At 58.7% G+C, this 12,691-nt stretch carries 9 protein-coding genes; 3 read left to right on the top strand and 6 right to left on the bottom strand.

Annotated elements, in window-relative coordinates:
- Positions 1–86 precede the first annotated feature (86 nt).
- The 6 genes from EC915_RS09555 to EC915_RS09530 all read right to left on the bottom strand — a co-directional run bounded on the left by EC915_RS09555 (position 87) and on the right by EC915_RS09530 (position 7,405).
- Positions 87–1,826 carry an ABC transporter ATP-binding protein gene (locus tag EC915_RS09555; protein ID WP_133750289.1) on the bottom strand — a complete coding sequence of 580 codons (1,740 nt, stop codon included), beginning with the start codon at positions 1,824–1,826 and terminating at the stop codon, positions 87–89.
- The gene (locus EC915_RS09550; RefSeq protein ID WP_133750288.1) at positions 1,819–2,640 is read right to left on the bottom strand and encodes an ABC transporter permease; all 822 of its coding nucleotides are present in this window, start codon (positions 2,638–2,640) and stop codon (positions 1,819–1,821) included. The genes EC915_RS09555 and EC915_RS09550 overlap by 8 nt, the downstream gene beginning before the upstream one ends.
- A gap of 2 nt (positions 2,641–2,642) precedes the next feature.
- The gene (locus EC915_RS09545; protein WP_133750287.1) at positions 2,643–3,638 is read right to left on the bottom strand and encodes an ABC transporter permease; all 996 of its coding nucleotides are present in this window, start codon (positions 3,636–3,638) and stop codon (positions 2,643–2,645) included.
- 5 nt (positions 3,639–3,643) lie between these two features.
- Positions 3,644–5,146: an ABC transporter substrate-binding protein gene (locus EC915_RS09540; RefSeq protein WP_218568077.1), complete on the bottom strand. Its 1,503-nt coding sequence runs from the start codon at positions 5,144–5,146 to the stop codon at positions 3,644–3,646.
- Between the two features lie 37 nt (positions 5,147–5,183).
- Entirely contained in the window at positions 5,184–6,101 is a 918-nt protein-coding gene (locus EC915_RS09535; protein ID WP_133750285.1) for a homocysteine S-methyltransferase family protein, read from the bottom strand.
- A gap of 389 nt (positions 6,102–6,490) precedes the next feature.
- On the bottom strand, positions 6,491–7,405 hold the full coding sequence (locus EC915_RS09530; RefSeq protein ID WP_133750284.1) for a LysR family transcriptional regulator: 915 nt from the start codon (positions 7,403–7,405) through the stop codon (positions 6,491–6,493).
- A gap of 471 nt (positions 7,406–7,876) precedes the next feature.
- Between EC915_RS09530 and EC915_RS09525 the strand changes: the two genes are divergently transcribed.
- From EC915_RS09525 to EC915_RS09515, 3 genes are all read left to right on the top strand, one after another.
- The gene (locus tag EC915_RS09525) at positions 7,877–8,899 is read left to right on the top strand and encodes a zinc-dependent alcohol dehydrogenase family protein (RefSeq protein WP_133750283.1); all 1,023 of its coding nucleotides are present in this window, start codon (positions 7,877–7,879) and stop codon (positions 8,897–8,899) included.
- Between the two features lie 615 nt (positions 8,900–9,514).
- A complete protein-coding gene (locus tag EC915_RS09520) occupies positions 9,515–11,020 on the top strand; it encodes a hypothetical protein (protein WP_133750282.1) in 1,506 nt (501 codons plus the stop codon).
- 100 nt (positions 11,021–11,120) lie between these two features.
- Positions 11,121–12,518: a PLP-dependent aminotransferase family protein gene (locus tag EC915_RS09515; protein WP_133750281.1), complete on the top strand. Its 1,398-nt coding sequence runs from the start codon at positions 11,121–11,123 to the stop codon at positions 12,516–12,518.
- Positions 12,519–12,691: the final 173 nt, after the last annotated feature.

Here is a 12,691-nt window from a genome sequence, read left to right as displayed (position 1 = left end):
CACGAATCGAATAACACGAAGATAAATATCAGTCGGAATGATATTTCCGCTGTCGCAGGCTCTGGGACGCGGGTTACACCAAGCTGTCAGGATTCCGGAAAAAATGTTGTCAAGGATTCAGGGCGCCGTTCACGCCACCCGGATTGTATCTCGCTCCCCCAGCTGAGCGTGTCCGAGCCGGTGCCAAGTGCAATGACCTGCTGTCGATCAAGGCTGATGGAGATTTTGGCGAGCCAATCTTCCCTCATCTGCGGCACGGCCTCGATCAAACGTTGGGTATACGCATCCAGCGGCGGATTGAGCGCTTCATCCACGCTGCCTTGGCGCACTATGCGGCCGTGACAGAGTACGGCCACGTCATCGGCGATCTCTTCCACGACGTGCAGATCGTGGGTGATAAACAAGTAAGACACCCCCGTATCCTCCTGCAGCTGACGCAGCAGCGCGAGGATTTCCCTTGCGACCAAGGGGTCGAGCGCTGACGTAGGCTCATCGCAGACAATCAGATCCGGTTTCGCTGCCAGCGCGCGAGCAACGCATACGCGCTGCTTCTGGCCCCCGGAAAGCGTATGGGGAAGACGCTGCGCTACGATGGCCGAAAGGCCTACTTGACCGAGCAGCTCAAGCACACGTCGTCGACGCTGCTCGCGGCTCAGGTCGGTGAATTTTTGCAGTGCACGATTCAGCTGATCGCCAATGAGAAGCTTGGGATTCAGAGCGCTGTCCGGTGTCTGGTGGATCATCTGGATCCGTTGCAAATGCTCTCGACTGCGCTCGCCAAGGGTCGGCGGCAACGCCCTCCCGTCGAGTGTAATCGAGCCACTCTTGGCAGCCAGCAGCCCGCAAACCACTTTACCGAGCGTCGATTTGCCAGAACCGGATTCGCCGATGAGCGCCAGCGTGCGGCCCTTGAGCAGACTTAGGGAAATACCGTCCAGAACCGGTTGATGGTGGTAGCTGGCGCTAAGAGATCGTATTGACAACAACTGCGGATTTTCAATCCGGGTCGCAGGGCGCCGGTGAGCACCGCGTCCGGCATCGAGCAGGTCGTTGGTGTACCGGGCGGCAGGTGCATGGAGAATCTGCCTGGTCGTGCCGTATTCCACTTGCCGGCCATGACGCAACACCAGAATGTGGTCGGCCAGCTGCGCCACTACTGCCAGATCGTGGCTGATGTAAATCGCCGCGACGCCGAACCGGCGGATCACCCCTGCGATAGTCTGGAGTATCCCCAGCTGAGTGATGACATCGAGTGCGGTCGTGGGCTCATCGAAGACGATCAGATCGGGCGCGCTGCACAGCGCCATCGCAATCATTGCGCGTTGCAGTTGCCCACCCGAAACCTGATGGGGATACCGCAGATAAAACTTTTCTGGCTCCGGTAGGGAGAACAGCCTAAACAGTTCAAGTGCTCGCTCCCGTGCTGCCATAGCGTCCATCTGCCCATGAAGTCGGGCGGCTTCGACCACCTGAGCGCCAATGGTAAGGGCCGGATTGAAGGCACCGCCGGCCGACTGTGCGACATGGGCAATCCGCTTGCCCCGGATCCGCCGCAACTGGGGCTGCGGCAGACACGCCAAATCCTTATCGTCGAACAGGATACGGCCGCCCGTGAGCGCCATGCCCTGGCGCAGGTGCCCGAGTATGGCCTGGCCAATTGTGGATTTGCCCGCACCGGATTCGCCAATCAGTCCGAGCACTTGCCCGCTGTCAAGGGTGAAGGAAATATCGTCGACCAGAACCCTTTCAGGTGTGCCCCTGGCCACAATCCGCAGGTCTTCGACGCGCAGCAGCGGGGTGAGTGCAGTGCCTGACAATTCAGTCATGAGCGCGTGCTCCCCAGGCCCGTGTGTTCGCGCCAAGCAGCCAGTCGGCCAGCGTATTGATGCACAGCGCCAACAGCGCGATCGCCGCGCCCGGTAAAAGCGCGGCCCAAATGCCGAACAGGATGCCGTCTTTATTATCCCGAGCCAGCCCACCCCAGTCGGCCGTGGGCGGTTGAATCCCCAAACCGAGGAAAGACAAGGCGGACAGGAACAAGAGAATGAAGACGAACCGCAAGGCGAACTCCGCGATCAGGATAGGTAACGCATTGGGCAAAATCTCGCGCAGGAGGATCCAGCCCAGACGCTCGCCGCGCATGCGGGCCACATCGATGAACTCCATGGCTGCGATGTCGGTTGCCAGTGCACGAGCGACCCGAAGAATGCGAGTGGCCTCCAGCAGCCCGAGCACCAGGATAATCACGCCAAGGGATTTGGGCAGCGTCGCCAGCACCACCAGTGCCAGGATCAGCGTAGGGATGGCCATCACGACATCGTTGACCCGTGAGATCAGTTGATCAAGCCAACCGCCCATCACACCCGCGATGAACCCCAGGGTGGTGCCGATGATGAACGCGACCAACGCCGTGACCATCGTTACCGACAGCGAGGTGCGAGTGCCCCATATCAGCCGGGACAGCAAATCCCGGCCCAGATTGTCCGTGCCCAGCGGCGCCAGCATCGAAGGTTGATCCCACGCTATCCCAATCACCTGGTCCGGTGCGTGGGGAGAAAGCAGGGGGGCGAACAGTGCGACGCCCACGAACAAAATAAAACCGGCAATACCGGGCAGGTGGGACAGTTTCATGGCAGGCATGGCTAATTTCCGTTGCGTAGGCGGGGGTTGGTCAGAACGGCGACGACATCGGCGAAGAGGTTCAAGAGGATGTAAACGAAGGCCAGTACCAGAGCGCAGCCCTGCACCACGGGGATGTCACGTTTGCTGATACTGTCGACCATGTATTGGCCGAGTCCTGGGTAGGCGAAGATGTTCTCCACGATCACCACGCCCACCATCAGGTACGCCAGGTTCAGCACGATCACATTAATGATCGGTCCCCAGGCATTGGGCAGCACATGACGCCACAGCACGCGCATGGGCGACAGGCCCTTGAGGATCGCGGTATCGATGTAACTGCTGTTCTGCGCGTTCAGCAAGGCTGCGCGGGTCATGTTACTCATGTGCCCCAGCACCGCCATCACCAGCGTGATTCCGGGAAGGACAATCGCCATCAGCCGCTCAGATAGCGGCATGTCCATCTGCACACTGCTATTGCTTGGCAGCCAGGCCAAGGTAATCGAAAAGATCAGAATCAGCAGATAACCTGAAAAGAATTCCGGCAACGCCACGGCTGAACGGGTCAACAGATTCAGCAGCCAGTCCAGCCAGCTGCCATGAAAGCGTACCGAGACGAAGCCGATGATTAAAGCGAACGGGACGGCGACCAATGCCGTACCGCTCGCCAGGAACAGGGTATTTTTCAGTCGGGTCCACAGGGGGGCGGATATGTTTTCCCCAGAGGTCAGACTCATGCCGAAGTCCCCATGCAACACAGCGCCAAGCCAATGGAGATAACGCGCGAGTGCCGGCTGATCCAGACCTAATTTCAGCTTCAATGCGTGGACAGCGGCGGGTGTTGCCGACTGGCCCAGAATCGCCGTAGCTGTATCACCGGGCAGCAGGTTCAGGCCCGCGAAGATCAGCAGCGAAATCGCGAGGAGCATCAGCAGCCCGGCGAGCAGCCTGCGGGCGATCAGCGCAACGAGAAAATCCTGCCCGGCGGCGCGCGCAAAAAACGGCAGTGTCAGTGACATGGACCTTACCCCTCCAGCCAGACTTTCTCGGCAGCGCGGTTTCCGCTCAGGGGCACACCGGGCACCGAGGTAAACCCCTGCACTTTCTTGCTGGCGGCTGAGAGCGCATCGGCATAGAGAGGAATGAGTTCGCTGCCCTGATCCACGAGCATCACTTGAATGTCGTGGTAAATCTGGCGCCGCTTGACCTCGTCGGTTTCACCCCGCGCAGCCTTGACCAACTGGTCGAAGGCCGGGACTCGCCACGCGGATTCATTCCAGGGCGCATTGCTGGTGAACACCAGTGACAGCAATGCATCGGCGGTCGGTCGAGAACCCCAGTTGGACGTGCAAAAGGATTTTTTCAGCCAGGTATCGGTCCAGAACGCATCATTCGGGACACGCTCGACAGCAAGGGGAATACCCGCTGTGTGCGCAGATTGCTGAAAGAGCTGGGCCGCGTCAACGGCACCGGGAAACCCCGCGTCTGCCGCGAAGAGCACCAGCGGACCGTCGAAACCTGCCTTCTGCCAATGGAACCGTGCCCGGTCAGGATCGTGAGGCCGTTGCGGGAGGTCCTTGGCGAAGTAGGTGTTTGACGGAAAGATCGGGTTGTCGTTGCCCAGCGAGGCATAGCCGCCCAGCACTGTATCGATTATCTGCTGCCGATCGATGGCGTACTTCAACGCCAGCCGCCCGTCCATAGAACTGAAGGGCGCGATGTTCGCGAGACCCGGCAAGGTGAAAAGCTGGCTGTCCTTGTCGCGCACCAGCTGGATCGAGGGGATTTTTTCGATGCGCCCGACAATACGCGGATTCACCCGGTTGACGATGTGCGCCGAGCCACTGATCAGCGCCGCCACCCTGGCAGTCGAGTCATTCATGGCCAGCGTTTCCACTGAGTCCACGTGGCCACGGTCAGGGTGCCAATGGTTAGGATTGCGCTTGACCAGCATGCGTACGCCGGGCTGGAAGTTTTCGAGAATGAAGGCTCCGGTGCCGATGCCTTTCTCGAAGGCTTCGTTCTCGGCCGTGATCACGAAATGCACAGCAGAGAGCAGCGAAATGAACTCCACGTTAGGCTCTGCCAGCGTCAGAGTGACCTCATGCTCACCCGTGACAGTCAAGCCTGTGACAGGCTCCAGGTAGCCCTTGACCGGCGAGGAAGATTTCTCGTCGCGATGGTGATTGAGCGACCAAACGACGTCTTTTGCGCTTAATGTGCGGCCATCATGGAATTGCACCCCTTTGCGGATATTGAGTACCCATTTGCGGCCACCGTCGGCACTCGACCAGGCCTCTGCCAGGGACGGCACGATGTTGCCACTGCTGTCGATTTCAACCAAGGCGTTGAACAGCTGGCTGCCGGTGAAGTACATCCAGCTTTCAAACCAGAATGCAGGGTCCAGGCGATCGGTGGTCGAAGCGTTATCGAGCCCGATAATCAGATGACCGCCTTTTTTAGGACGTGAAGGTTCTGCCGCCAGGGCGCTGGCTAACGACCAGGGGGAGGTCAGCGCGGCAGACATGACAACCGTCCCAGTACCCTTTATGAAAGAACGCCGATCAATCATGTGGACCACTCAGTGGATCGTTGGAAGTGGGCAAGTGCGCCGACAACGCAGCGATGTGTTCAGGCCCAATGCCACAGCAACCGCCCACGATGCTGGCTCCCTGTTCGATCCATTCGTTGGCCCAACGCAGGTAACTGGGAGGTTGGGTATCACGACGTATCGCACTGATCCCCACATTGGCGCCGCGTTTCTGATCCGCCGGCTCGAAGGCGTTGGCGTAGACCCCTAGGGTTAGCGTCGAGGAGGCCGCCGCTTCAAGTACCGCTGCACTCATGACTTCCGGTGGGCTGCAATTGAACAGCACCGCCGCCGCATTGAGTTCAACAGCGGCCGCCACTGCGTCGGTGATGCTTTCCCCGGAACGCAACCGGGCCTGGCCTTGTTCATCAAGTGCATCGTCAAGGGTGAAGGAAAACCAAAGCGGGCGCGGGTCGTCTTTCAATAACTCGGCCACCAGTCGCACTTCCGCAATTGAACTTTGCGTCTCTGCCAACCACAGATCGACGTTGTCACTCAGCGCTTCGATCAATACGTTCAAAATTGGCTTCGCCGCTTCGGGTTCAAACAGATCCGGACGGTAAGACCCCAGCACTGGCGGCAGCGAGCCGGCGACGCGGACCGGATCCACGCTGGCATCTGCCGCCCCGCGAGCGATGGAGCCCGCCAGCCGTGCCAGTGAGCGACCCTCTGTAGCGAACCGTTCCTCTCCTATATGAAACGGCACGACGGCGTAGCTGTTGGTGGAAATCACCTGCGCGCCGGCATGAATGTAGGCATCGTGCGCCTTGCGTACGTATTCCGGAGTTTCGATCAGGGCCAGCGCCGACCATTCCGGCTGGCGAAACGAAGCGCCGTTACGCGAAAGTTCCCTACCCATACCGCCGTCCAGAATTTGAATCTTTTTCACCATCGTATTCACCAGGCACCTGAATAAGCTTTTAAAACGACACGTCATGCTTATAAAAAAGCGCCGTTTTTCGTGCTTGGTTCAATTGCAAGTTCAGGGCCAGCTGTATTTCAGTGGGGGCGGGGGGGTCAAGTGGTTATTGGTCAGGCGCTTTAGCAGCACTTTGCTAAATGACTGTCCGCCCATCAACAGCACAGCACTCAAGACGATAAATGAGCAACTAACATGCTGACTGTTTAGCGATGCTCGCGTCGGCGCCGACATTGCTTATCTGGGCGGGTGGTATCGTTGCCTTGGTCGACGGATCTCAGCCTATTTCGACGCAGGGGCAAGGAGGGCGATAGCAGGGATGATCGATTACGGGCATTCCAGAGCGGTTCCATACAGATTGCTTAAAGGCTATCGGGGTCACCAAAAAACATCTGAATCCTCGAGCGCAGCCAGCGCTCGCCCGGGTCGTTGTCCTGGGAGCCGCGCCAGACCATGTGCAGCTCGAAGGTGCGCGATTCAATGGGCAGGTCGTCGGCCCGGACGCCGCCCGCTGCGGTGAGTACCGCTGCTGCGTAATCGGGAACGGTGGCGATGATGTCGGTGCCGGAGATCAGGGTTGCCAGGCCGTTGAACTGCGGCACCGCCAGTACCACATGACGCTTGCGGCCGATCTTCTCCAGGTGTTCATCGATGAAACCACCCAGGTCGCCAGCGATGGACACCAGTGCGTGAGGCCGGGCGCAGAAGTCATCCAGCGTGATCGATCCCGGCATCGCGTCCGCGCGCAGCAGCTTGGGCTTGCTGCGGCGCAGTAGCTTACGCTTAGCATTGGCGGGCAGGTCGTCGGTGTAGCTGACACCGATGGATATCTCGCCGGAAGAGAGCAGTGCGGGCATCAGAATGTAATTGGTACGACGCACCACCAGCACGATGCCGGGCGCTTCGGAGCGCAGACGCTTGAGCAGCGATGGCAGCAGAGCGAACTCGGCGTCATCGGACAGGCCAATGCGAAACACCGCGGTACTGGTCGCCGGGTCGAAATCGGCAGCGCGGCTGACGGCTGTGGAGATGGAATCCAGCGCTGGCGAAAGCAGACCGAAGATTTCCACCGCCCGCGCGGTGGGTTCCATGCTGCGACCCGTGCGCACGAACAGAGGATCGTCGAACAAGCCACGCAGCCGGGAAAGCGCAGCACTGATCGCCGGCTGGCCAAGAAACAGCTTTTCTGCGGCACGGGTGACGCTGCGTTCGTGCATGAGTGTCTCGAACACGATGAGCAGATTGAGGTCGACGCGACGCAGGTCGTTGCGATTCATGACAGGGGTCTCGGAGACATTGATCAATGCATTGGCGGCCGCAAAAGCATGCCAGTGTTCAGCTCAGGGACGGATATTAAGGGCAAATGCGCACCCTGCGCATGGTTAAATTCATCTGCGGCATGCAGGCGCGCTCGCTGTCACGGCGGTTGAGGGCGTGGGCCGACGGCTTGACTCATGACCGTGATCCATCCACATGGGTTGATCTATGGTGCGGGGCCACCCGGATGCACGGAGTGTTCACTTCTCCGGCGTGCGCTTCACCGGAAATCAAGGACCGGGTTGCAATGTCCGGGTGAGCGAAGAACAATGTCCGCCTTGAAGACGTGGACATTCGATGAAGGTTTCATCGCTTTACGTCCGCAAACACAATCGATGACAGGCATGTCGACTATTAATAGCCACTGATAGTGTTACCGGCAGCGCCCGGATAGAGTTCATGGCATCAAGGTTCATAAGGCGAGGTTCGAAATGTCCCGCACGATCCGTTTTCATCAGTTTGGCCCGGCCGAGGTGCTCAAGTTTGAAGAGCTGCCCGTCGCGTTGCCGGCGCCCGGCGAGGTGCAGGTGCGCGTCCAGGCAATTGGCGTTAGCTGGTACGACGTGCTGTGGCGGCAAAACCTGGCGTCTTCCCGGGCTCGATTGCCTGCCGGCCTGGGTTCCGAGATGTCCGGTGTGATTACCGCTGTCGGCGATGGCGTGGTCGATTTCAACGTGGGCGACAAGGTCGCCAGCTTCCCCGCAGCCGACCCTAACGTACATCCGGTGTATGGCGAGATGATTACGCTGCCGGCCAATTCCGTGACCCGCTATCCGGACGTCCTGACCGCTAACGAGGCAGCGGTCCATTACACCCCGATGCTGATTGCGTATTTCGCGTTCGTTGAACTGGCCCGCGCCAAACCCGGCCAGACGGCGCTTATCACCGACGCGAGCCACTGCGCCGGACCTGCGTTTTTGCAAATGGGCAAGGCGCTTGGTATCAAGGTGATCGCAGCAACCAAGACCCAAGCATGTCGTGACTACCTGCTCAAGCTGGGCGCGGACAAGGTGGTTGTCACTGAAGATCAGGATTTGTTGATGGTGATCAACAAGTACACCGATAACCGCGGCGTCGATATTGTGCTGGACGGTCTGGGTGGTCCGCAGATGTCCATGCTGGGGGATGTACTGGCACCGCGTGGCAGCCTGATTCTTTACGGTCTGCAAGGCGGTAACCACACGCCATTCCCGGCGTGCGCAGCCTTTCAGAAAAACATTCAGTTCTTCGTTCACTGTGTCGGCAACTTTACGGGCAAGCCGGAGCTGGGCATCTGTCAGGATGAAGATGCGGTGAAGCGTGCGCTGCGTGATATCAACCAGCTGACCGCTGACCGGGTGCTGTTGCCGCAGATCACCAAGGTATTTTCGTTCGATCAACTGGTCGAGGCACACCGCTTGATGGATAGCTGCCCGGTAGGTGGTCGGGTGGTGGTAGAAGTCGATCCTGCGTGAGCGCAATTCATCGCGCTCATTGATTGATCGACGCCAAGGCCAGGCGTTGAGACGGGTACAGGGTCAATGTCAACGTAGATCGCCCCGTTTTTGATTGGCCATGTGGTATCTGACAAAGCCTTCCTGAAGAATCGGGAGGGCTTTTTTGTTTATACGTTCAATGTAATTGAACAGGGTTGTTTCGCAGGCGAAGCATTAGGCTAAAGCTCGTCGCGTCATATTAATGGTTCAACCTCTAAACGCATAGGTTTAACGGCACGAGTTTTGTATAAAACTGGCAGTCAATCCAACGCGGATCTGTACCTTGTAAATGTGTTCGTGAAGTCGATAATAGTTCGCTCCATACAACTCAGGGAGTGAGTCATGTCACACTTTCGTTATGGCCGGGATACGCACTCTGCTCGTTGGTTCCGGCTTTTTCTCAACGGAACGCTAGCCCCAAGACAGACCGCCCCAGCCCATGCGCGGTGCAGAGCCTCTAGCCCGAAGGCTGTTGAGTCCGACCTGAACGAAATGCTGCGTCCGACAGTACCGATGGCCAGCCAACTCGTTTCCCAACGTTGTGGTAAGGCCATCAACGTTATCGCTTGATCGAGCAAGTCAGGTATTGAAGTTATGAGTTCCATCCATGAGCAGGCCATGAAATATGTCTATCAACAAGTGCTGCAACGCCTGTTGAGTTATTTCAATCGCGCCGAACGAACTGCGCTGCAATTATTAATTCAACGTTTGATTGTGGCCGCCGGAGGCATCGAGCAGATAGGCAACTATCGCGTATTGGTGACGTTCAGTGGAGGCAAGGACAGTGCGTATACGGTGGCGTTGTTGCGCGCGGCTCAGTTGAGCATTGCCGGTCGCTCTCCAGCCACTTTCAAGCTACGGATTGCCAACATGCGTCACGCCGCAATGACGTCAGCGGTAATGGGTAATATCCAGCGCTGTTATTCAGCTTTGTTTCTGCACGATGACCCCAGGGTGCAATTGCTCGTGGTCGATCATCAGTACGTCCAGGCTTTCGAGCCGGATCTGCCGTTTACCAGGGCCGCACGCGAGCAGAACCGGTCCGACGTGCTGTTGGGGGGGCATCTGACTGCGGGTGATGCCCGGACCACGTTCTACAACGCCTGCTACCTGAGCATGGCGCGGTTTCTGGGTCGGGCAGCCAGTTGGGCCGAGGGCGTCAATGCCGTGGTCTGTGGCCAATCGCTCAAGGCGCGCAGACAGTACGCCACCTGGATCATGCGCCTGGCGCGGAGCAACGGCCAGAGCGTCTCGCATTGGCACAAACTCGGGCTGGGCCATGTGCTTAATACCATCGACAGCATCGGTCGGGTGTATTACCGCGAGCTGTACGGAGAAGCACCCACGCCAAGCGATCTGGTGCTGCGACCGCTGGGCTATCCGGACACACTCAAAACGCCAACATTACTGCCCATTGCCGATCTGACCGCCTTCAGGGTCGAAGAGCATTGGGGATTGCTTACCGGTTTTCTGGGCTTTCACTTCGACGATCTGGCATTTGGCTTCAGTGAGTCCGACTGCGCCAATCCTTTGCTGATGGCGCATATGCGCGGACTCAGGGCGCAGTTCATCCAGGGAAGGGATTACGCAGAGGGCGTTACCGAGTTCCTGGATCAGGCGGTTGCAATGATGCATCGCAAGCAAATGCCCAAGCGCCTGATCGAACAGGCCATAGCTGCTTACGATCGTGCCGAAAAAGTCCAGGAACGTCGCGAGCGGGCTGCCGACTATGCGCAGGAAGCTTTTGGGCTTAACGAAACGCAACTGGTCTGCCTGCTGTTTGCACCCTTCGTCGATGCAGGGGCGCAACTGGCGCCGTTTCTGCGTTGCTGTCATCCCGGCATGCTGGTGGCATTGGCCGATCTGCATAAAGCGCTCTCGGGCCAGTCGGCGCCTGATCAGGTGGTCCAGTGGCTTTTGGATGTCAGTGGCCTGAGCCTTGCGGGGCTGCAAAATCTGTACACCCGATCACGTGTGGATTTCAGCGACGACAGTTCGATCATCGCCCGTGTACGCGCCAGTGACCCGGACAAGGGCCGCGTGATCACCTTCGATCAACCTGCTGAAGAGGCCGTGGCGGAGTGGGTCACAGGCTGCTGAATGTTTCATTGCGTAGCTGATACGGGAGCATTGCGACCTGATATTGCTGCGTATTTATTTTCATTGACCCTGCGTTTTGCGCATGGATGGGGTTCGTCCGATGAATAAAGACAAGACCGATTTCGCCTACCAGATGGTGTACCGCTACCTGTCGAGGCTGACCCACGAGCTGCCGGCCGGCCCGGCCGTCAAGCTGCCCTCGCTGCGTTTGCTCGCCCGGCGCCTGCGCGTGTCCATTTCAACGGTGCAGAACGCCTATTCCTTGCTGGAAAAAGAGGGGCGCATCTGTTCCGTGCCCAAATCCGGTTATTACGCGCTGCCACAGCCTTGCAACGATATCCATTGCGAGGGCGAAGACCTGCTGGAGCGTTATCAGGCCAGTACGCGACGAGCCGACATGTTCGTGTTCGGTGCCGATGAGCCGACGCTTGTGCAATCGATGGACACGGCGCTGCTGAGCCTGGAGCGCGACCTCATGCGGCATTACCCCAGTCAGTCGGATCCACGCTTTCAGCCCTTCGGTGACATCGAGTTGCGCGCGGCACTGGCTGCGCATTACACCTCTTGCGCCCAACATTGCTGGCACCCGGACAACGTCTTTATCGCTCCTGACAAGACCGGGGTATTGAAAACCGTGCTCAAGGCGCTGCAATTGCGCGATTGTGCGGTGCTGGTCGAGTCGCCCTGCGGCTGGAGTATCCTGCGCACCCTGCAGTCCTTCGGCATTCGTGTGATCGAGCTGTGCACGGATGTCGAAGGGGTGATCGACCCTGACGACCTGGAGGGACTGTTACGCCATGCCGACATTAAAATGGCGATCCTGTCGTCGCGGATGAACACTATCCGTGGCCGGGTCATGGCGAGTGATCAGCGCGTGCGTCTGGCGCAGGTGCTTAACCATCACGGCCTTTGGGTGCTGGAAAACGACAGTCAGGGTGAGTTGTGTTTCGACCAGCAATGCGTCCCCTTGCGTGATCTGATCGATCCGCAGCGCTTGCTGATCGTCGGTGCGTTCGACAAGACCATCGGCCTGGAGGCGCCCTTTGGTTATCTGCTGACCCGGCATTCCCGAGCCTTGTGGCACCGGCAGTTATTGTTGCGATCTTTTCGCTTGCCTCCGATCAGGCAGAAAGCCGTCGCTCGTCTATACAGTTCCGGCCAGTTGCAACGGCACCTGTGCCAACTGCGGCACCATCTTCGGCTACGGATGGACCACCTGTCGCTGATGATCGATGAGTATCTGGGTGAGAACGTGACCTTCGAGCCTCCCCAGGGTGGCGCGACAATCTGGTTGAACTGCAGACATTGTGTGGACATGGAGCGTGTGTTCGAGCGGCTGCTGGACCAGCGTATCGTCATCGCCCCGGGAACGCTGTTCAGCGTGCGTGGCCTGCATCAGCAGAGTTTGTGCCTCAGCGGTGCGGCGGACTGGAGTCAGAACATCGAGTCGATGCTGGTGAGCATCAGGAATGCGCTGGTGCAGGAGCGTTTGAGGTAGCGGTCAGCAGCTCTGATCGGCTGTCGATCCCGGGTAAGCCATAAGTCGCAACGCGCACTGGGCATCGGGTTCTGCCCGCCCGGACGCGGTGGCGGGATTGGCGAGCACAGAGCCGTCGATCCTTTTCCGATTGCCAGAACGGTAATGCTGCTGTTATCTGTATGCCTGTCCAG

The sequence above is a fragment of the Pseudomonas sp. LP_7_YM genome (assembly GCF_004364435.1).
Classification (GTDB): Bacteria; Pseudomonadota; Gammaproteobacteria; order Pseudomonadales; family Pseudomonadaceae; genus Aquipseudomonas.
Note: the sequence above shows the minus strand (reverse complement) of the source record. Positions and strands in the feature narration are given on the sequence as shown.